This is a genomic window from Sphingobacterium sp. CZ-UAM (genome assembly GCF_002000245.1).
GTDB lineage: Bacteria > Bacteroidota > Bacteroidia > Sphingobacteriales > Sphingobacteriaceae > Sphingobacterium.
The window spans coordinates 209039-230269 of the sequence record NZ_MTCM01000003.1 but is presented as its reverse complement, the minus strand read 5'-3'; the positions used below and the strand labels follow the sequence as shown (position 1 = coordinate 230269).

Genomic DNA, 21231 nt, shown 5'->3' with positions numbered 1-21231 from the left:
ACGAATTTGACAGATGAAATTAAATAGAATAAAAATTGGATCTATTATCCTGACTGCAGTATTACTGAGTGTTGGGTGTAACAAGGATGTACTTGATAGGCCGGATAAAACGAAGGTCATTGATAAAGATTTTTGGCGTAATGAAGCGGATGTGCGTTTATATGCGAATGATTTTTACCTTAACTACTTTGTTGGTTACAATACATTTTATGGTACAGCATATGCGCCTTTGGTAGGCTATAACTATGCGGATGATTTTACCTCAGAGGGTACCCAGGGGGGATTTGAAACCATTGTACCAACAACTCGGGGAACGACTCCATCGGGTGGAACTCCGGCACCGGATATATTAACAACTTATTCTGGCCCAACGTGGAACTTTTACTGGGTAAGAAAGGCAAATATCATGCTCAATAGGGTGGACACAAAGGCGAAAGCAAACCTGAGCGAAACAGAGTATAAGCATTGGACTGCGGTGGCTCGTTTTTTTAGGGGTTATGAGTATGCCAGGTTAGTTTCGGTATTTGGCGATGTACCGTATTTTGATAAGGAAGTTGATCCGATGGACCAGGCGGAGATGTACAAGGAGCGGACAAAACGTGGCGAGGTCATGGATAAGGTTTATCTTGATTTTGAGTATGTGCTGGATAATATGCGTGCAGATGACGGCAAAGGGTATGTCAATAAATATGTGGCGGCGGCACTTATCTCTAATCTAATGCTTTTTGAAGGTTCTTGGGAGAAATACCATGGACTGGATCAAGATCGTGCAAAAAAATACCTTGGTCTTGCCCTAAAAGCAGCGGAAGTAGTTATGGGTAGTGGTAAATGGTCTTTTGGTAGCGATTTCAAAAGCTTGTTTGCATCAGAAGACTTGTCGAGCAATGCGGAAGTGATCTTCTTCCGAACCTATAATGATGCATTGAAAGTAACCCATGCGGTAGGCTCTTATAGTAATGGAACTGAAGGACAAAAAGGTGTTAATTTGGACTTGCTAAAATCCTTTATCTGTAATGATGGTAAGGTTTGGCAGAATTCGGCTATTGCAAACGCGTCTGATTTTTCCATGAAATCGTTGGCTGAGACAAGAGATCCTCGGTTTGAGGCGACTTTTATGAATGTGGTCAATACAGCTTCATCAACTTTGGCTTATGGTCATAAGTTTGCGGCAAGGGAAGCTCTGACTTATATTGGCAAGACATATCCAGCAAAATGGAGCAGCAATACCAATACGAATGATGCTCCTATTGCCCGTCTTGGCGAGGTTGTGCTCAATTGGATTGAGGCGAAGCAGATTCTTGCAGAGTTTTTTGGTGGAGCTGCAGTTACCCAAGCTGATTTGGATAAATCAATCAACGCGGTCCGAAATAGACCTTTGGATGCCGACGCTATAGCAAAGGGTGTTAGAAAAACAGCTCCTTTGTTGTTGAATGCTCTGCCAAATGATCCACAGCGCGATGCAGATGTTTCCCCATTGATGTGGGAAATCAGAAGGGAAAGAAGGATGGAATTTGTATATGAATATGCGAGGTTGAATGATATTCGCCGCTGGAAAAAATTGGATTATATGAATTTCTCCCGTAATACAGATTATTCGTTGGGTCCCTGGGTGAATATTAAAAAAGAACTTCCAAACCGTCTGTCAAAAGCTTATGAGGGGGTTCTTAAAGTCCGTGATGCAGCGGGCAATACGATTACTTACAATGGTACGAATGGAGATGCTATGATTGGTTACTATATGGTCCCAAAATTTGCGAACCGGGTAAGTTTTACCGATCGCGTCTATATGTCGCCGGTCGGACTGAATCAAATCCAACAATATGCTGATTTGGGTTATATTTTGGCTCAAACACCAGGTTGGTAACATTCATTACAAATACCAAAAGGCCTTTCTGGATTTTTCAGAAAGGCTTTTTAGTAAAGCTGTGTTTTATAATGTCAGAATTAACATGCATAAAAATGCGTTTAAATTTTATATTTATGCATAAAAACGCTAATTTTAAGAAAACTATATCGATGAAACCGAAGTTAATTGCTTTTTTAGGTGCGTTATTATGCATATTCAATCTATCCGTTGCGCAATCTTTTAAATTTGCCCATGTCACCGATACACATGTCGGTGGTGCAACAGGGGCGGAAGATCTGCGACAGACTGTAAAAGATCTAAATGATTTGAAAGATATTGATTTTGTTATCCTCTCGGGAGATATTACCGAATTTGGAGCTGATCATGAGCTGAAATTGGCAAAGCAGATTTTAGATAGTTTGCAGCTACCTTGGTATGTAATCCCGGGCAATCACGATGGAAATTGGTCCGAAAATGGGGCGAATACTTTTCGTACCGTCTTTGGCGGCGAAACGTTTTTCTTTCGACATAAAGGTTATCAATTTGTTGGGACAAACTCCGGACCGAATATGCGTATGAGCCCGGGGCAGATACCGCGTGAAAATCTAGTATGGATGGATTCTGTCTTCGCCGCGAACCCAGACCGACAAACGCCATTAATTTATATTAACCATTATCCACAGGACTCCTCGCTGAACAATTGGTTTGATGCATTGAAGCGGGTCAAAACACGTAATGTGCAATTGGCTCTCTGCGGCCATGGGCATGCGAATAAGGCCTACGACTGGGAGGGGCTTCCGGGTGTGATGGGAAGATCTAATCTACGGGCAAATAAACCTGTCGGCGGCTATAATATCGTTACTATCGGTGATGGTAAGGCTATCTATCAGGAGCGGAATCCGGGTATTGGTACACAGGAAAAACCTTGGTTAGAGGTGCCTTTGATTGACCACCACTATGGACAGGAAACGGCAACTTATCCGCGGCCGAGTTATGCAGTCAATGAGAAGTATGCGAATGTTGTCCGCGTGAACTGGACTTTTGAAGATGCAAGTGACATTGGCGCTGGGCTGACAATCTATAAAGACAAGGTTGTGACCTCCAATACGGCCGGTGATATCTTTGCACTGGATCTTAAATCGGGAAGAAAATTATGGTCTTATCGGACCGGAGGAAAGGTGTATTCCACACCAGCGGTTTGGAAAGGTATTGTTGTCGCCGGTTCTTCGGATCACTTTATATATGCTATCAATGCGGCGGACGGGAAACTTCTCTGGAAGCTGCAGACGGACAAGGCCGTATTGGGTTCGCCTCTGCTGCATGATGGTGTCGCTTTTATCGGTGGTTCGGATGGTAAATTCAGGGCCTTGGATATAAAGACTGGTAAATTAAGATGGAGTTTTGATCAGGTCAGGGGATTTGTGTCGACTTTGCCAACTTATTATTTAGGCAATATCATCTTCGGCTCCTGGGGAAATGGGTTTTATGCATTGGACGCCAAAACCGGAAAATTATCTTGGGAATGGAACAATGGACATGCCAATCGCATGTTTTCGGCGGCCGCCTGTAATCCTGTGGGGGTAAATAACCGTGTATTTATTGTTGCTCCGGATCGGTTTATGACTGCTTTGGATGCGGATAATGGTGCTGTAATCTGGCGGGAAAAGAAGGATACGATACGTGTGCGAGAATCGATGGGCTTGGCAGTAAATAAGAAACAGGTCTATGTGAAGACAATGGACGGCGATTTGCTGGGGATCTCTATATCAGGTGACAAAATGGAAGTAATTTGGAAAGCAAAACTAAAATTGCCCTATGAATTGACGCCGTCGGCGATAAAAACAAACCGTAAGCTGGTGTTTGTGCCGAGTCATTCGGGTTTGCTTTCTGCTGTGGATGCAAAAACAGGCGCAGTTATGTGGCAATATAAAATTTCAAATGGCATGGTCAATCCTGTAGCGGTATCCGGTAATAATGAGGTAGTTGCCAGCACGATGGATGGGAAAATAGTTTCTTTGCGATTTTAAACAACCGATTGAGTTGATTTTATTAAAAATAAAATGCCTTATTATGATAAAAGAATGTCTAAACTTCTTAAATTTACGTCAAGCTTTTTTGCTTGTTTTTGCATGTTTTGTTTGTAACTTTGCGGAAGCACAGCAAAATGCTTGGATTCGAATCAACCAATTAGGCTATACTCCGACAGGTAAAAAGGTCGCTGTATGGGGCGGGAAATCAATCAGGCAGCTTCGTTCTTTTGAGGTTAAAGATGCAAAGACAGGTAAGACAGTGTATGTTCATCCCGTAGGGAAAGATTATGGTAGCTATGGGCCTTTTGTGCAGAGTTTTCGATTTGATTTTTCTGCTTTAAGGGATACGGGCCGTTTTTTTATCCAGGCGGGGGAGGTTAGGTCACCTTATTTTAGGGTGGCTCCGGACGTCTATGCGGGGGCAGCGGACTTTGTGTTGCGGTATATGCGCCAGCAACGGACATTATTCAACCCTTTTTTAAAAGACAGTTGTCATACACACGACGGCTTTACATTGTATGCCGGTAAAGTCGGTATAGCGGATAGTTCGCATATTGATGCGGGGGGTGGCTGGCATGATGCTTCTGATTATTTGCAATATGCGACAACCTCGGCAAATGCGACATTTCATCTGCTAGCTGCTTATCGGGACTTTCCAAAGGTATTTACTGATCAAAAGCTAGCAAATGGCTTAGATGGAAAGAATGGACGTGCCGATGTATTGGATGAAGCTAAATGGGGACTCGACTGGTTGTTGAAGATGCATCCAAAGGCGGATCAGATGTATAATCAGATTGCGGATGATCGTGATCATGCCAGTATGCGCATGCCCAAGGAGGATCCTTACTATGGCCGTGGGTTTGAACGCCCAGTGTATTTTATAGATGGGGAGCCACAACAAAGGGGCAAGTTTATGAATAACACCACAGGGACAAGCTCTACAGCGGGGAAATTTAGCAGTGCTTTCCGTTTGGGATCTGTGCTTTTTCAAAAAGAGGATAAAAAATATGCAAAATTACTGTCGCAGAAAGCTGAGACCGCTTATGCATTTGCAAATATAAAACCGGGGGTGACACAGACGGTTTCGGTCAAATCGCCCTATATCTATGCCGAAGACAATTGGGTGGATGATATGCAACTGGCGGCAGCAATGGGGTTTTCGGTAACAAAGAAAAATAAGTTTGCCGAGGAGGCGATGCAGTATGCCAGGCAGGAAAAAATAACACCTTGGATGATAACCGATACGGCTGCGCATTATCAGTGGTATCCCTTTATCAATTTGGGACATTATGAATTGGCTAAAAGATTAAAAGGGCAAGATCGCGAGGAGATTGTCTCATTTTATAAACAGGGTATTGAAGAGGTAAATAAGCGAGCTGCCGAAAATGCATTTTTAAGAGGGGTTCCTTTTATCTGGTGCAGCAATAATCTGACCGCTTCGTTCGCCATACAATGCCTTTGGTATAAAGAGCTGACAGGAGATAATCAGTTTGATGAACTGGAGCAGGCTAATTTTGACTGGCTCTTTGGTGCCAATCCCTGGGGGACAAGTATGGTGTATGGGCTTCCATCTTGGGGTGATACGCCTAAGGATCCACATTCTGCTTTTACCTATTTGGGTAAACATCCGATTGATGGTGGACTGGTGGATGGTCCGATCATGGCGTCTACTTATCGTAACCTGATCGGTATTAAGCTGAATAATCCGGATAGCTATGCTGATTTTCAGAGTGACCTTGCCGTTTATCATGACGATTATGGTGACTACAGTACCAATGAGCCTACCATGGATGGAACGGCTTCATTGATCTACTTGCTGGCGGCTAAAGAAGGGAAGGCTTTGGAGGAGCCTGCGGGAAAAAAGTAGCCCGAGATGTCTTCGGGGCTATTGTCCGCGGCGATTCTACAGTGAAAAAAGTGGCTCTGGTGTTTACGGGGCATGATTTATCGGAGGGAACGCCTACGGTTTTGAATAGCTTGAAGCAATATCATGTGAAGGGGAATTTTTTCTTAACAGGAGATTATCTAAGGAATGGAGGTTTCAAGCCTTATATCCGGCAGATGTTGAAAGATGGACATTTGGTGTCAGGACATTCCGATAAACATCTGCTGGTCAGTGATTGGGGCAGCAGGGATGAGCTGTTGGTCAGCCGGGATTCGTTCCTGCTGGATTTAAAGGCTAATGTGAAAGAGTTGGCATTTTCGGGGGTCGATATCGGTCAACTGCGTTATTATATTCCTTCTTATGAATGGTATAATGGTGAGACGGTAGCGTGGGCAGAAGAGATAGGGCTGTCTTCTATCAACTACACGCCGGGAATACGGACTGCCGCAGATTATACTTACCCAGAAATGGGAAAACGTTATTTATCTTCGGCAGAGATTTTAAAGGGGCTTTGGTCTTATGAAAGAAAATCTGGTTTAAATGGCTTCATCATATTGATCCATATGGGAACAGATGATAGACGAAAAGATAAGCTGTATCATCATTTGGATGATATAATCAACATATTAAAGAAGAAAGGATATCAGATCGTTGATATACCTGGTTTATTGAATTAAGGAATACAATATATATTATTAAGAATGGTTAATACAACGGAGAAAGATTCGAATTATCAGGATTTGGACAAGATGTCTGTTCATGAATTATTGACTAATATCAATAATGAGGATAAATCTGTGCCACTAGCTGTTGAAAGGTCTATTCCTCAGATCGAAGCATTGGTTAAGGTCACTGTGGAAAGAATGAAAGCGGGTGGTCGGACTTTCTATATCGGGGCCGGTACAAGTGGCCGACTTGGAGTCTTAGATGCATCTGAATTGCCTCCTACTTACGGTGTGCCATTTGAGTGGATTATCGGTCTAATTGCCGGCGGAGATACAGCAATCCGTAAGGCAGTCGAATTTGCAGAGGATGATCTGGAGCAGGCATGGAAAGATATGGAAGCTTATGATATTGATGAAAATGATGTGGTGATCGGTATTGCTGCCTCGGGGACAACGCCTTATGTCATTGGTGGCCTGAAGACTGCAAACGAAAAAGGATTGGTGACCGGCTGTATTGTTTGTAATAGCGGTTCTCCGATTGCTGAAATTGCACAATATCCTGTAGAAGTTATTGTTGGACCTGAATTTGTGACCGGCTCTACCCGTATGAAGTCCGGTACAGCGCAGAAGCTGGTATTAAATATGTTCAGTACTGCAGTAATGATTCAGCTGGGGCGTGTGAAGGGGAACAAAATGGTCGATATGCAATTGTCAAATCACAAATTGGTCGGCCGTGGCGTACGAATTATTATGGACCAGACCGGAGCGACAGAGGAGGACGCAGCTGCTTTGCTGGAACAATTTGGTAATGTAAGGCAGGCAATCGAAGCTTACCAGGCTACTCATTAACAATCGCATCACAATCACCTATTAAAAACAAACTATGTCACCAGTTATATTATTATCCTTTATTGTGATCTATTTTGCGGTCTTGCTCGCCGTGGCGCACTTTACCTCAAAAGGATCTTCCGACAATTCTACCTTCTTTGTTGCTAACCGAAATTCGAAATGGTATATGGTCGCCTTCGGGATGATCGGTACTGCTCTTTCTGGTGTGACCTTTATCTCTGTTCCAGGCGCTGTGGGTGCATCCGAATTCAGTTATTTTCAGTTTGTGCTCGGAAATGCAGTCGGATTCGTCATTATAGCTTATGTATTGCTTCCGCTTTACTACCGAATGAACCTGACTTCCATTTACACTTATCTGGAAGAACGTTTTGGGCATACAACGTATAAAACCGGTGCTGCCATCTTTTTGATTTCCCGTACCATAGGTTCGGCTTTTCGTTTATACCTGGTCGCCATTGTCCTGCAGCACTTTATCTTTGATGCCTGGAATGTGCCTTTTGCGATCACAGTTGTGATCTGTTTGGTACTTATCTGGATGTATACCAATAAGGGAGGCTTAAAGACAATCATTGTAACAGATACCCTACAGACCACCTTTCTAGTAACAGCTGTTATCCTTTCGATCTATTTTATGGCTAAGGGATTGGATTTCGGGATTGTGGATACATTCGAAGCAGTCAAGGAAAGCAGCTATTCCAAAATCTTTTTTTGGGATGACTTTGTGGGCAGTAAAGCAAACTTTTGGAAACAGTTCCTGGGCGGGATTTTTGTTACTATTGCCATGACAGGACTTGATCAGGATCTGATGCAAAAGAATCTGTCCATGGGGACGATCAAAGAAGCGCAAAAGAATATGATTACATTCACAAGTGTATTTGTGGTGATCAATATTTTCTTTTTAGCGGTAGGAGCGCTGTTATATATCTATGCAGCAAAAAATGGTATTGACGTATCGAAGTTGGCAACCCGCGATTACCTCTATCCCGAGATCGCACTGAATCACCTTGCCATCGTGCCGGCGATCATCTTTATGATGGGGCTGACAGCAGCAACGTTTGCGACAACGGATAGTGCACTGACAGCGTTGACGACTTCATTCTGTGTGGATTTTCTGAATTTCAATAAAAAAGAAAATCCCAATGATCCTGTTCTTGTCAAAAAGCGTAATTACGTACACTTTGGGTTTTCGATCGTTATGTTACTGGTGATACTCGTGTTTAAGCTGATCAATGATGATTCGGTGGTGAATGCGATATTTACAGCGGCGAGCTATACCTATGGTCCACTGCTGGGATTGTTTGTTTTTGGGATTTTTACAAAATCTGCTGTACGGGACAATGCCGTACCTTATATCTGTGTACTTTCACCAACCTTATTGTATTTACTCAAGACCTATGTGATCGAGGTGTATACACCTTATGTGATCGGACTGGACCTGATTATCATTAATGGTTTTATTACTTTTGTGATGCTTTTGATCAGCTCTCCAGGTAAAGCAAGTGAAAAGGCGCTTTCGCATAATTAGCTGCTATATTTGATTTGTACGTACAAAAAAATTAAGTTAAGTTTGAGATACTTAGTTTTTTTGTACGTATGTATCATAGCATAAATGAGACTACGGAATTTATCCGTAGAAAAATTGGAGATTTTACGCCAGAATTCGGTATCATCCTGGGTACTGGACTGGGTAAGCTGGTAGATGAGATTGAGATCCAATATCAGTTGATGTATTCCAATATTCCTAATTTTCCCATCTCTACAGTTGAATTTCATTCCGGTAAATTGATTTTTGGAAAATTGAATGGAAAGAATGTGGTTGCCATGCAAGGAAGGCTTCATTATTATGAGGGATATGATATGCAACAGATTACTTTTCCTATCCGGATCATGAAAGTGCTGGGGGTCAAAAAACTCTTTGTGTCAAATGCTGCCGGATCTTTGAATCCGGAGGTTCGAAATGGGGATCTAGGTATTATTGAAGATCATATCAATCTTTTGCCCGATAATCCCTTGCGCGGGCAGAACCTTGCTGAGTTTGGTCCCCGATTCCCGGATATGAGCGAACCGTATAATCGTACAATGATTGAGCAGGCGCTTGAAATCGCATCGAGGCATGGTATTAGAGCACGAAAAGTGGTGTATGTCTCCTCACCTGGACCCAATCTTGAAACAAAAGCTGAATACCGATTCATGCGAATTATTGGCGGGGATGTGGTGGGGATGAGTACAGTTCCGGAGGTGATTGTTGCCAATCATATGGCTCTTCCGGTGTTCGCGATCTCTGTTGTTACGGATGAGGGATTCCACGATAAGCTAAAACCGGTGTCATTGCAGGAAATCGTCGCTGTCGCTGAGAAAGCGGAACCTAAGATGACATTAATTTTGAAAGAATTGATAGCTTTGCAATAAATTTAGACTATATACAATTTTTAGATGAAGTTGATCGTACGCGTATTAGCCGCACTGTGTGTCTTACTTGTTTGTTCCACGAATGTTATTGCGCAAAGCAAAGAAGAGTGGAGCAGTGCATTGGATTCGGCGAGAGCCAAAGAGGACGGGAAAAAAGATTCAGTTATCCTGTCTGCAAAATATATCCGTTATGCAACATTGGATATGCTTAAAAAAGGAACTTATACGAGACAGATAGATACTTCACATCGTAATTATCAATATTATAATCCCCAAAACCTACCCTGGAATCCCAGTGTGAACCTCGGGTCATATGGTTTGGCTACAAGGGATTTATTATTTCAGCCTAAAAAGACAATCGGATTTCAGTCCGGATTCACTGCATTGGAACGTTATTTATTGAATCCTGACTCTGTGCAATATTTTAGGGCCCGTGCACGTTATTCCGAACTATCGGCTGTGGGATTCTTTTTTGATGATCAGGTTTTTAGGGCCCGGGTGTCGCAGAATATCAATTCGCAATGGAATATGAATGTTGACTTCCATTCAACGAAAACTGATGGATATTATCTTAACCAGAATTATTCTGATCTGAAAGCATCTATCGCCTCTTGGTATGAATCTAAAAATAACCGTTATAACTTATTGATCAATGCGGTTTTTAACCGCTTGGATGCAATGGAGAATGGATCTACTGTGGAGGATAGACCTTTTGCTCCCGAAAATATACAGTCTCCGGATCGGTTTCCCGTGAAATTTCAGGATGCTAGTAATACGACTGTGCCCAGATCAAAATGGTGGGACAATTCGTTGTTCCTGCGTCAGTCACTCTATGTCGGTCGGATTGATACGGTAGATAAGGGAAAGCCAACCATGCAGATCTATCCAACGAACAGTATGGCCCATAACACCCGTATAAGAAGACAGACCTACAATTTCTTCAAGAACATGAACGAGCGGGCTGTTGCGTTACCAATCACGAATAATACATTTGCACTTAATAATGATAAGACAGGTATTACAAATGTTTCCAATGAGTTTGAATATAACTTTTTTCTGCGTGGCAAGTCAATCTTTAAAAACGAGGCCAAACTGAATCTGGCTTTTCAGCATGATATGAACTGGGTGGAGCAAAGTCAGGTAGAGTCATTACGTTACTATAGCAATCAGGCCGCTTATCCTGAGCCACTTAAGAAATTGCCGGATAGTACAACATTTGACCGTTTCTACCAAAATGGAATTGTCAAAGGAGAGCTGGGTTACAAATTTTCAGATCGCTTGGACTTCAGTTTAAAAGCTAATCAGATTGTCTTTGGGCACAATATAGGCGATTTTCTCTACGAAGCAAAAGCGGATATTTCGATGGGTGATAAAATCGGAAAAGTGACTCTTTCTGCCTATTCGCAGAACAAATCTCCTGAAATGGTTTTTGAAAACCTGAATTATACTTATGGTAATTGGAATGATTTGGGGTTAAAAAAGACCAAGATTCAAAATTTGGCTTTCCAATATCGCAACCCTACATTGGGGTTCAATGGAAAGGTTGAGTATTTTTTGCTGAACAACTATACCTATTTTGAAGAACTGCCAAATCCGCAAAACGATCGCAGGAAGGACAGATGGATTAATCCAGCACAACTCGATAATGCCAATTTGTTGAAGGTGAGCGTGGGCCAGAAATTCAAACTCAACCATTTTACACTTGACAACCTGGTGGTCTATCAAAAGACGGACCAGCAGAATATATTGGCAATTCCTGAGGTTTATACCTGGCACAGTCTCTACTATAGCAATCTCTTTTATAAAGTTATCGATTATAGTATAGGTATTGACGCTAAATTTAATACACCTTATGCCAATCCAAATTATTCAATAGGTACAGGGCAGTTTTATAATGCCTATCAACAGATCGAGTTTTCTACTTATCCGATTATGGATTTATGGATCACTGCAAATATACAGCGGGTCAATATGTTTTTAAGTTATAATTTCCTAAATCAGAATTTTTATCCGAAAGGTTATTATACTGTGCGACGTTATCCAATGAATACGGCCAACTTTAGATTTGGTGTTTCTTGGAAGTTCTACGACTAATTGTCATGAAAATTATATGGGTGTTTTTTAGCTTGTTGCGGTTTTAAATGTAGAAAATCTTTGAAAATAATTTTGAGAATAGAATTTTTAAGCTATATTTGCACACGCAATTAGGGAACGGCGTTCTTTAAAAAAGTATGGAGGCTTAGCTCAGCTGGTTCAGAGCATCTGCCTTACAAGCAGAGGGTCACTGGTTCGAATCCAGTAGCCTCCACCATACAAAGTCGGAGAATTAGCTCAGCTGGTTCAGAGCATCTGCCTTACAAGCAGAGGGTCACTGGTTCGAATCCAGTATTCTCCACCAATCCAAAACGGAGGCTTAGCTCAGCTGGTTCAGAGCATCTGCCTTACAAGCAGAGGGTCACTGGTTCGAATCCAGTAGCCTCCACAAAAGCATCATCAATTGGTGCTTTTTTTTCGTTAGGGGGTTTAGCTCAGCTGGTTTAGAGCACTACCTCGACAAGGTAGGGGTCACTGGTTCGAACCCAGTAATCCCCACAATAAAAAAAGCGTTCTTAATGAACGCTTTTTTTATGCGGTACAAACGGACTTGTGTAGTGTCCGTTTCGTTTATGTTCTGTTGTCCAAAAAGTCCGGGTTCTCAGCTTGGGCTAATTGCCGGCCGGATTTGCCCGTTTTTTGCCCAATTTAAAGCCATAGCCGGTTGTCCATTCAATAAAGTCTGCTTTACCACCATGTGCTTTAATGGAGACGCCGGCAAAGAAATCTTTATATACTTTATAGCGTACGCCTGCTCTTAGATATACAGGTGTGCTTTCTCCATTGAATTTATTGCGGTGTAGGTATACCCCCACATTTCCGTTAATGTAAAGTCGCGAATTTAGGACATGGTCGATGTAAAATGCGGGACCGTAGGAAAACAATGCCCCAAAACTACCTGCTTTGTTGCCTGCAATTTTCTCATCATTGCCACTTGCCGAATAGAAAGCATCCATTCCTGCCCCTAGGCGCCATTTGTATCCGAAGTGCTTACTATAGTAGGCTCCCAGTGTCGATTTAAAATATTGGCCATCGTGATCCCGGTCAATCTGCTTGAATCCAAATGCATAATTAAAATGTAGTTCTTCTGTTTCTTCCATTGCGGGAACCGCACGTTTTCTGTAATCAAATGGTTTGCTTGTTGGGGTATAAGAAACCGATAAGCTCAATGGAAGTAGGTTTATTCCAGTGTTTGGTAGCGCCAATGCACCATTGCTGAAATGGTGAAAAGCGATTCCCGCACCGACCTGAAATTTCCGGCTTAATCTGTAATTGGCCTGCAGTCCGAAGTCGATAAATACATTGTTTTTGCTTCCGATAATAAGGTTAAGTGGGTTGTCTTCTTCATTATATGGGTTGAATCTGCCTGAAAGGCCCAGGGCAATCCGGTAATTGAAGTTCCATTTGCTGTTGACTTTGGGTTTGATGGGGATGGCTACGAAACCATAGAGCGCAAAAGGCTGACCCAAGTGTTCCTGGCCAAAAGTGCTGCTGTAGATGCCGACACCATAAATGGGGTAGTTGTAAAGCTCATTATAGATACTCTTTAATGAGTCCTGAAATTGTGTCTGGAAACCGACCCGAAAGTTAAGTCCACTGTAATAGGAGTCTTCTAAGGTCTGCTTGGTACGATCGTTAAATTTGAGTTCACCTCCACTTTCATGTTCGAGCTGAAATATTAACCTTGTTTTTGCTGGGGGGCGGTTGTTTAATGTGTCTTTCTGATTTTCTATTCTGGGGGTGACCTGCGCGTTTGTACGAAAGGAAAGGAGCGCGAAGATCACAAAAACAAGTATGCTTGATCTCATGAAATAAAACGTTAGCGTTTTTTAAAATTTTTGCAAAAATAAGAATGATAAACCATTGTAACAATATTCATTAGGCATATGGGAAATACAGATGACAAATTGCCGTATTTCAGCTACAAAGCAGAAAGTGCATGAGTAGCAGATTAAAATAAATTGTTTTTTATATGTGTGTAATTATATTGCATATCCACAGCAATTTATCTAAGTTTGAGTTGAAAAGAAAAAGGAAATATGATTAAAAACCTATTTAAAATTACTGCTGTTACGTTTGCACTAACAACAGCGGGGGGTACTTTGTTTGCCCAGAGCACCAAATTTGAATGGAAAGAATCTTCTGAGGGTGGGTACACTTATAAGTATGTGTCCAATGACCCTACCCATTCGAGATTTTACAAGCTCAAAAATGGTCTAACCGTTATTTTAAGCCCGACGAAAAAAGAACCTCGTATCCAGACTTACATTGCTACAAAAGCTGGAAGCAAAACAGATCCAAAAGATCATACAGGCTTGGCTCATTACCTGGAGCATATGCTCTTCAAGGGTACGGATAAATTTGGATCCAAAGACTGGGCCAAGGAAAAACCTTTGCTGGATCAGATTGATGCACTTTATGAAAAATATAATGTTACGACTGATGAGGTGCAACGGAAAGCGATATACAAGGAAATCGACCGGGTGTCAGGTGAGGCTGCAAAGTATGCTATTGCAAATGAGTACGACAAGCTGATGGCATCCATGGGAGCTGAGGGAACAAACGCGTTTACTTCTTTCGAGCAAACGGTATATCAAGAGCAGATCCCAAGTAATGTAATGGATAAATATCTTGCTGTGCAGGCTGAGCGTTTTAGGAATCCGGTCCTACGTCTTTTCCATACGGAGCTGGAGGCTGTGTATGAGGAAAAAAATATTGGATTGGACAAAGATAGCCGCAAGGCTGTTGAGGCGATGTTCGAAGCCGCATTCCCGAATAATAACTACGGAAAGCAGACTACGATTGGTACAGTAGAACATCTGAAAAACCCTTCCTTAAAAGCTATCAGGGAATATTTTAATACTTACTATGTGCCCAACAATATGGGGGTAATCATGTCGGGTGATTTTGATCCTACAGAGGTTGTGAAGAAGGTGGACCAAAGTTTTGCTTTTATGCAGGCCAAAGAAATACCGCCATATACTTTTGAACCGGAAAAGCCTATTTTAAGCCCAATTGTTCGGGAGGTAAAAGGGCCTGATGCTGAGTTTATGTTTATGGGATTTCGTTTCCCGGGAGCAGCGACCAAGGATGCACAGTTATTAAATCTGATGAGTCAGATATTGACGAACGGTTCGGCGGGTCTGATTGATCTGGATTTAGTGAAGAACCAAAAGTTATTGGGTGCCGGAGCATTTCCATATGTATTGAAAGATTACTCATTATTGATTCTACAGGGAAATCCAAGTCAGGGACAGAGCCTGGAAGAGGTGCAGCAGTTGCTGCTGAAAGAACTGGATAAGTTGCGCAAAGGTGAATTTTCTGATGACTTGATGGGTGCAATTGTTAATAATGCCAAAAAAGATGAGATCAAACAGCATGAAAGTTATGGTGATCGTGCTGAGGCTTTGATGGACGCTTTCACTTCGGGGCAGGACTGGGCATCCGTGGTCAGTTATTCAGATGGATTGAATAAGATTACAAAACAGGATATTGTCGATTTCGCCAATCGATATCTGAACGATAATAATTATGTTGTCGTTTATAAACGTAAAGGGGTTGATAATAATGTTGTTAAGGTTGTAAAACCGGAAATTACACCTGTCACAGTAAACCGTGACGATCAATCTGACTTTCTGAAAAAGGTAGAAGCAATGCCGGAGGATAAGATCCAGCCGGTTTGGGTAGATTACAATAAAGACGTTCAGAAAGCTACTGCGAATGGTTTGCCCGTGCTTGCGGTGAAGAATAATGATAATGAATTGTTCTCACTGTCCTATCGTTTTGATGTGGGTAAATGGAATAATAAGTTGCTGTCATTGGCTGCAGGTTACCTGGAATTTTTGGGAACAAAAGAGAAGTCCAGCGAGCAGTTCAGTAAAGACTTTTATCAATTAGCATCTGATTTTTCTGTTTCTGCTGGAAATGAAGAAACGTTGGTTTCTATTTCGGGTTTGAATTCGAACTTTACTGCTACGCAGTCTTTAATCCAGGACCTGTTGCGTAATTGTGTGACGGACCAGGAGGCATTCAAAATGTATATTGCACGCCTTAAGAAGTCAAGGGCTAACGCAAAGGAAAATAAGGGAGCTATTATGGAGGGCTTAAAATCATATGCGAAATATGGTGCTAAAAACCCGTTCAATAATGTTTTTACAGATGCGGAACTGGATGCATTGAAAGCGGAAGATCTGGTGAAAGCATTGCATAATCTGGCCAATATGAAACATACATTGCTTTATTTTGGACCGTTGAATGCCAGTGAATTTGTAGCGAAGGCAAAACCGCTGAAACAAGGTTCGGGGGACTATGTGCAAGGGGCAAAAAGTATGGTATTTACTGAGCAACCGACCAATAAAAATCAGGTATTGTTTGCCAATTTTGATATGAAACAAGCTGAAGTGTTCTGGTATAGATCATCAGGTACTTACTCCAGCTCGCTAACCCCAACAGTATCTTTGTTCAATAATTATTTTGGTGGCGGTATGGGAAGTATCGTATTCCAGACCATTCGTGAATCGAAAGCATTGGCCTACTCTACTTATGCATTCTATGGACAGCCTTATAAAAAAGAAAATCATTATACAGTAGGAGCTTATGTCGGCACGCAGGCTGATAAATTTAATGAGGCCATTAAAGGTATGAACGAGTTATTGGATGTCCTGCCAGAAAGCGCAAAAGGACTGGATATTGCTAAAGTGAGCTTGCAGAAGTCCATCGCCAGTGAGCGTGTGCTGAATGCATCTATTTTAAGCAGTTATCTGGCGGCTCAACGCTTGGGGAATACGACAGATATCCGTAAAGTAGTTTATGAGCAAGCACCTAAGTTAACTTATGCTGATTTGAATACGTTCCATAAGAAAGAGATGAGTCAAAAGCCTTATGTGTATTGCATCGTAGCGAAAGAAGATAGCCTTAAAGCAGAAGATCTTGCTAAATTGGGCGAGGTCAAAAAACTAGACTTAAAAGAGATATTTGGCTATTAGTTTTTAAATATTGGTATTATAAATAGGGATCAGAGAAGAGTTTTTAAGCCTTTGGTTATAAATCTTATTCCCTCATACTACATGAATAAAAAAGGTACTGTCCACAGTCGGACAGTACCTTTTTTTTATATTTTTTCCTCCTTGGACATTCGCTTTCAAATATTCAATTCTCCGAGGCGTTCTTGTTTTTTGAGCAGTCTTTTTTGCCTGTATTGTTTTAGCAATAGGTAGCTGTGTGCAGATCAACAAAATAGGATAACCTTTTGTAGAATCTGTGTGGGTGGCCCATTGGTTGTTTTACTAAAGGCAGTCTTCTCGCTTAAGAGCTAAACCTTGCGATTTCCTCAATCTGTTCGTTGATAAACTGAAGGGTGTCTTCTTTGAATAATTCCCCGTTCTCATTCAGTTCCTGTTGTACATTAGGAAGGAATATCTTGAGTGGAAGAACCTGCATTCTGAGGTAGTGGCATATTCCGGTAAGATGATCTATTCCGCGTAGGTTGCCATATCGTCCCGACGATAATCCTACTAGTGCAACTTTTTTGTGGTAAAAACTGATCGGGAAGGTGCAGCAGTCAATAAAAAGTTTAAGCGCCCCGGGGATGCTTCCATTGTATTCAGGAGCTATAAAAATAAACATGTCGGCTTGGCTGACCTTGTGCTGTATCGGCTCAAAAGCTGCACTTCTTTTTCCGTAAAGATCTGTTTCCAAAATGTTTGATGGTAGGTCTGATAGTGAAAAGATCTCGCTCTCAATGGATTTACGACTAAGAAGCTGCTGGTAGCATTTTGCTATTTTTAACGTCTTACTATTGGGACGGTTTGTTCCGGATATTATTAAAATCATTGTGTTGTTGATACTTATAAAAAGCACTATTTCAAAGTGGATACATATCTTGATTTTTTGTATCTTAGCATCCTGAGGATATGTGCTTTTGATCAATCAAAAGTACGAAATATGCTGAATTTGTTAAGCTAATTTAAATTTAGCGTAATTATTTGGACAAATTGATCTTCGGAAAAGTGAAATGTAGTGTAAAATGACATTTTAATTAAGAAAGGTTTTCATTCAAGATGGGAAAAGTAATCGCAATCGCAAACCAAAAGGGTGGGGTCGGAAAAACCACAACGTCAATTAACTTGGCGGCTAGTTTGGCGGTTTTAGAATATAAAACATTGTTGGTAGATGCGGATCCTCAAGCAAACTCTACTTCTGGGATTGGTTTTGACCCCCGTACGATCAATGAAAGTATATACGAATGTTTGGTCAATGATTTGAATCCAAGGGACGCTATTCAGCCAACTGAGACGCCAAATCTTGATCTTTTGCCTGCTCACATCGACTTGGTGGGTGCTGAGATTGAAATGATCAATATGCACGAAAGGGAATACAAGATGAAAAAGATCTTGGACCAGGTGAAAGATGATTATGATTTTATTATCATCGACTGTTCTCCTTCATTGGGTTTGATCACCATTAATGCGTTATCTGCATCTGATTCGGTCATTATCCCTGTTCAGTGTGAGTATTTTGCGTTAGAAGGATTGGGTAAATTGCTGAACACAATTAAAATCGTTCAAAATCGTTTAAATACTAGTTTGGAAATCGAGGGTATTTTATTGACGATGTACGATGTCCGTTTGAGACTTTCCAATCAGGTCGTCGAAGAAGTGAAGACGCATTTTACGGATTTAGTTTTTGATACCATTATTCAACGTAATACCCGTTTGAGTGAAGCTCCTAGCTTCGGTATTTCTGTAATCATGCATGATGCGTCCTGTAAAGGTGCAATCAACTACTTGAATTTGGCGCGTGAAATATTGCAGAAAAACGGACATTTTAATGAAATGAATACAACAGTAACCGCATAATATGGCAGCACATCAGCGTAAAACAGGACTGGGAAGAGGTTTAGGTGCGCTATTAAACGATAGTGTAGAAGCTCCTGCTAAAAGTAATCAGCAAGTTGAGGAGTCGCCTTTGGTGACTTCTTCTACAGTAAATACAAATAAAGAAAATGGCAATATCAGCCATGTCCGGGTAGAAGAAATATCGGTAAATCCATTTCAACCACGTACCGAATTTGATCCGGTTGCATTACAGGAATTATCGGAATCTATTATATTACAGGGTTTAATCCAACCGATTACGGTACGTAAGATTTCGGATGGTAACTACCAATTGATCTCGGGGGAACGTCGTCTTCGTGCTTCAAGACTGGCGGGTATCACGGAGATACCGGCTTATATCCGTACGGCCAATGATCAGCAGATGCTGGAAATGGCATTGATCGAAAATATCCAACGCGAGAACTTAAACGCTATTGAGGTCGCCTTGAGCTTTCAACGGATGATCGAGGAATGTAATTTAAAGCAGGAGGAGCTGGGTGAGCGTGTCAGTAAAAACCGTTCAACTGTGACCAACTATCTCCGTTTATTGAAACTTCCCCCCGTGATTCAGGCTGCTATACGGGATGGCGCTTTGACGATGGGACACGCCCGAGCGCTGATCAATATTTCGGAAGTAGATAAACAGTTATATATTTTCAAATTGATCATCGATCAAGGCTTGTCTGTTCGAAAGGCCGAAGAGCTTGTGCGTGAACTGCAAAAGGGCGGGAAGAAAAAAACTAATAAAGAGAAAACACCGATGTCGTTTCAATTGCAAAAAATTGAGGATGATCTGGCGTCGAAATTTTCGTCCCGAGTCAAATTGAATTTGAAGAGTACCAAAGGTAAAGGGGCGATTGAGATTCCTTTTGAATCGGAGGATGATCTGAGCCGTATTCTTGAACTTTTAGATTGGTAATATGACCAAATTAATGAGTCTGCTTATTGCCGTATTTGCTGTACTGACGGTGCAGGCGCAGACTGTCGATACTATTCCGAAAAAGCAGGTTCAAACTGTCAATGCGGACAGCTTGAAACCTAAATCAGCACAGGATACTGTAAAAAAGGAATCCCGGAAAGAACGTAAGAAACGAGAAAAAGAAGAAGCCAAGGCGAAGGAAAAGGTGGTGTTTAAAGATTCTACCCGGTTGGCTATTGAAGCAAAAAATAAACAGGCCTGGAAGCGCTCTTTGGTCTTACCGGGTTGGGGGCAGTATACCAATGGTGGTGTTTGGTGGATTAAAGTGCCTGTGATCTACGGTGGACTGGCAACCACAGTGCTTGTTTTTGACTTTAATAATAAATATTATAAGGAGCTCTTAGGGGTACTGCAGGATCGGGCTGAAGGTCGGCCAGTAGATCCTTTTTATGAAAGGATCCCAGATGAGTCAATTATTCGGGCAAAGGACAATGCAAGGCGAAATCGGGACCTGATGGTGTTATTGACACTCGGGGTCTATGGATTGAACGTCGCCGAAGCTTATATTGATTCTATGCTAAAATATCGCTGGAGCATCGGTGATGATAAACCCAAAAAGACTGCTTTTTTGATCGGCCCCACATTAATGGATGCGAGTCTTGCATCAGGCTCGTTTACTTTTAAACCTACAGTAGGGCTGAAATTGTCCATGAAATTCAATTAAAAATATCATGTCGAAACCTGTAACGTAGCGTCCGGTAGTCAACAAATCAAGATTCTTTAGCGGTGTTGAATACGGACGCCTTTAATAAAAAATCGTTGTTTAACTAGGTTTTGTGTCTGTTTTTCAATGGAATTTTTTAATTTTAAAAATAAACTATACTTTATTTTCTAGATATATGAACATCATTCTCTTGGGATATGGCAAAATGGGGCAGATTATCGAACGATATGCACTAAAAAGGGGCCATCAGATTTTTTTAATTGTGGATGAAAATAATCGTCCCGGCCTGACAGCTGATGATATCAAGGGAGCTGATGTGGCAATTGATTTTAGTGTGCCATCTGCTGCTTTGGATAACATGAATCTCTGTTTGGAAGCCGGTGTTCCTATTGTGGTGGGCACAACAGGTTGGTACGATCAGTTGGAAAGTGTTAAAAGTAAATGCTTGGATGTTAACGGATCAATTTTATATGGTTCTAATTTCTCGATCGGCGTGAATGTATTTTTCCATATTAACCGTATGTTGGCGAAAGCTTTGCAACCTTATAAACAATATGATGTTCAGGTTGAAGAAATCCACCATATCCACAAATTAGATGCTCCCAGTGGGACGGCAATTACGATTGCGGAAGGTATCTTGGATCACAGTGATGTGAAAACAAACTGGGTAAATACTGTTGTGGGAGAACAGGACGAAATTATTCCCAAGCCACAGGAACTTCTCATTGAGAGTCATCGGATTGAAGAGGTTCCTGGCACACATACCGTGCTGTACAGTTCTGAAGTGGATCAGATAGAATTTAAACATACTGCGCATAGCCGTGATGGTTTTGCTTTGGGGGCTGTCGTTGCCGCCGAATGGTTGAATGGTAAAAAAGGATTCTATCAGGTTACTGAAATTTTTGATTTTAATAAATAGTACTAATTAATAGATT

15 protein-coding genes and 4 tRNA genes are annotated in these 21231 nt (G+C 41.5%); 17 read left to right on the top strand and 2 right to left on the bottom strand.

The genetic code is table 11. The annotated features are described in order from the left end of the window. Positions 1–13 precede the first annotated feature (13 nt). The 12 genes from BWD42_RS14815 to BWD42_RS14765 all read left to right on the top strand — a co-directional run bounded on the left by BWD42_RS14815 (position 14) and on the right by BWD42_RS14765 (position 12276). The gene (locus BWD42_RS14815; RefSeq protein WP_077437174.1) at positions 14–1864 is read left to right on the top strand and encodes a RagB/SusD family nutrient uptake outer membrane protein; all 1851 of its coding nucleotides are present in this window, start codon (positions 14–16) and stop codon (positions 1862–1864) included. Between the two features lie 152 nt (positions 1865–2016). Beyond that, positions 2017–3873, top strand: coding sequence for a PQQ-binding-like beta-propeller repeat protein (locus BWD42_RS14810; protein ID WP_077437374.1), 1857 nt, complete (start codon positions 2017–2019; stop codon positions 3871–3873). Positions 3874–3916: 43 nt separating this feature from the next. Next, the gene (locus BWD42_RS14805; protein WP_254846245.1) at positions 3917–5743 is read left to right on the top strand and encodes a glycoside hydrolase family 9 protein; all 1827 of its coding nucleotides are present in this window, start codon (positions 3917–3919) and stop codon (positions 5741–5743) included. A gap of 41 nt (positions 5744–5784) precedes the next feature. After that, positions 5785–6438 carry a polysaccharide deacetylase family protein gene (locus BWD42_RS25000; RefSeq protein ID WP_254846244.1) on the top strand — a complete coding sequence of 218 codons (654 nt, stop codon included), beginning with the start codon at positions 5785–5787 and terminating at the stop codon, positions 6436–6438. A 24-nt stretch (positions 6439–6462) separates the two neighbouring features. Continuing rightward, positions 6463–7275, top strand: a complete 813-nt coding sequence (gene murQ / locus BWD42_RS14800; protein WP_077437173.1) for an N-acetylmuramic acid 6-phosphate etherase — start codon at positions 6463–6465, stop codon at positions 7273–7275. A 34-nt stretch (positions 7276–7309) separates the two neighbouring features. After that, positions 7310–8800 carry a sodium:solute symporter gene (locus tag BWD42_RS14795; protein WP_077437172.1) on the top strand — a complete coding sequence of 497 codons (1491 nt, stop codon included), beginning with the start codon at positions 7310–7312 and terminating at the stop codon, positions 8798–8800. 68 nt (positions 8801–8868) lie between these two features. After that, positions 8869–9684 carry a purine-nucleoside phosphorylase gene (locus tag BWD42_RS14790; RefSeq protein ID WP_077437171.1) on the top strand — a complete coding sequence of 272 codons (816 nt, stop codon included), beginning with the start codon at positions 8869–8871 and terminating at the stop codon, positions 9682–9684. Positions 9685–9708: 24 nt separating this feature from the next. Beyond that, complete coding sequence (locus tag BWD42_RS14785; protein WP_077437170.1) at positions 9709–11778, top strand: putative porin; 2070 nt, start codon at positions 9709–9711, stop codon at positions 11776–11778. A 139-nt stretch (positions 11779–11917) separates the two neighbouring features. Further along, a tRNA-Val gene (locus BWD42_RS14780) sits at positions 11918–11995 on the top strand. 9 nt (positions 11996–12004) lie between these two features. After that, positions 12005–12082, top strand: a tRNA-Val gene (locus BWD42_RS14775). 9 nt (positions 12083–12091) lie between these two features. Further along, positions 12092–12166: transfer RNA gene (locus BWD42_RS14770), tRNA-Val, on the top strand. Between the two features lie 35 nt (positions 12167–12201). Then, positions 12202–12276 (top strand) — tRNA-Val (locus tag BWD42_RS14765). Positions 12277–12389: 113 nt separating this feature from the next. Here the strand turns inward: BWD42_RS14765 and BWD42_RS14760 are convergent. Further along, on the bottom strand, positions 12390–13586 hold the full coding sequence (locus tag BWD42_RS14760; RefSeq protein WP_077437169.1) for an acyloxyacyl hydrolase: 1197 nt from the start codon (positions 13584–13586) through the stop codon (positions 12390–12392). Between the two features lie 231 nt (positions 13587–13817). Between BWD42_RS14760 and BWD42_RS14755 the strand changes: the two genes are divergently transcribed. Further along, positions 13818–16763, top strand: coding sequence for a M16 family metallopeptidase (locus BWD42_RS14755; RefSeq protein WP_077437168.1), 2946 nt, complete (start codon positions 13818–13820; stop codon positions 16761–16763). Between the two features lie 319 nt (positions 16764–17082). Here the strand turns inward: BWD42_RS14755 and BWD42_RS14750 are convergent, their stop codons facing one another. After that, entirely contained in the window at positions 17083–17610 is a 528-nt protein-coding gene (locus BWD42_RS14750) for an NADPH-dependent FMN reductase (protein ID WP_077437167.1), read from the bottom strand. 227 nt (positions 17611–17837) lie between these two features. On the opposite strand from BWD42_RS14750, the gene BWD42_RS14745 reads away from it, so the two are divergent. The 4 genes from BWD42_RS14745 to dapB all read left to right on the top strand — a co-directional run bounded on the left by BWD42_RS14745 (position 17838) and on the right by dapB (position 21215). Continuing rightward, the gene (locus BWD42_RS14745; protein ID WP_077437166.1) at positions 17838–18635 is read left to right on the top strand and encodes a ParA family protein; all 798 of its coding nucleotides are present in this window, start codon (positions 17838–17840) and stop codon (positions 18633–18635) included. 1 nt (position 18636) lies between these two features. After that, positions 18637–19572: a ParB/RepB/Spo0J family partition protein gene (locus tag BWD42_RS14740; protein ID WP_077437165.1), complete on the top strand. Its 936-nt coding sequence runs from the start codon at positions 18637–18639 to the stop codon at positions 19570–19572. Position 19573: 1 nt separating this feature from the next. Further along, a complete protein-coding gene (locus BWD42_RS14735) occupies positions 19574–20296 on the top strand; it encodes a DUF5683 domain-containing protein (RefSeq protein WP_077437164.1) in 723 nt (240 codons plus the stop codon). 175 nt (positions 20297–20471) lie between these two features. Beyond that, positions 20472–21215: a 4-hydroxy-tetrahydrodipicolinate reductase gene (dapB, locus tag BWD42_RS14730; protein WP_077437163.1), complete on the top strand. Its 744-nt coding sequence runs from the start codon at positions 20472–20474 to the stop codon at positions 21213–21215. The last annotated feature ends 16 nt before the right edge of the window (positions 21216–21231 follow it).

What these genes read in the sequence shown, in the direction of transcription:
- BWD42_RS14755 (WP_077437168.1), top strand. Translation starts at nt 13,818, where the DNA reads ATGATTAAAAACCTATTTAAAATTACTGCTGTTACGTTTGCACTAACA.
- murQ (WP_077437173.1), top strand. Translation starts at nt 6,463, where the DNA reads ATGGTTAATACAACGGAGAAAGATTCGAATTATCAGGATTTGGACAAG.
- BWD42_RS14795 (WP_077437172.1), top strand. Translation starts at nt 7,310, where the DNA reads ATGTCACCAGTTATATTATTATCCTTTATTGTGATCTATTTTGCGGTC.
- BWD42_RS14810 (WP_077437374.1), top strand. Translation starts at nt 2,017, where the DNA reads ATGAAACCGAAGTTAATTGCTTTTTTAGGTGCGTTATTATGCATATTC.
- BWD42_RS14740 (WP_077437165.1), top strand. Translation starts at nt 18,637, where the DNA reads ATGGCAGCACATCAGCGTAAAACAGGACTGGGAAGAGGTTTAGGTGCG.
- BWD42_RS14760 (WP_077437169.1), bottom strand. Translation starts at nt 13,586, where the DNA reads ATGAGATCAAGCATACTTGTTTTTGTGATCTTCGCGCTCCTTTCCTTT.
- BWD42_RS14750 (WP_077437167.1), bottom strand. Translation starts at nt 17,610, where the DNA reads ATGATTTTAATAATATCCGGAACAAACCGTCCCAATAGTAAGACGTTA.
- BWD42_RS14805 (WP_254846245.1), top strand. Translation starts at nt 3,917, where the DNA reads ATGATAAAAGAATGTCTAAACTTCTTAAATTTACGTCAAGCTTTTTTG.
- BWD42_RS14745 (WP_077437166.1), top strand. Translation starts at nt 17,838, where the DNA reads ATGGGAAAAGTAATCGCAATCGCAAACCAAAAGGGTGGGGTCGGAAAA.
- BWD42_RS14735 (WP_077437164.1), top strand. Translation starts at nt 19,574, where the DNA reads ATGACCAAATTAATGAGTCTGCTTATTGCCGTATTTGCTGTACTGACG.
- dapB (WP_077437163.1), top strand. Translation starts at nt 20,472, where the DNA reads ATGAACATCATTCTCTTGGGATATGGCAAAATGGGGCAGATTATCGAA.
- BWD42_RS14790 (WP_077437171.1), top strand. Translation starts at nt 8,869, where the DNA reads ATGTATCATAGCATAAATGAGACTACGGAATTTATCCGTAGAAAAATT.
- BWD42_RS14785 (WP_077437170.1), top strand. Translation starts at nt 9,709, where the DNA reads ATGAAGTTGATCGTACGCGTATTAGCCGCACTGTGTGTCTTACTTGTT.
- BWD42_RS14815 (WP_077437174.1), top strand. Translation starts at nt 14, where the DNA reads ATGAAATTAAATAGAATAAAAATTGGATCTATTATCCTGACTGCAGTA.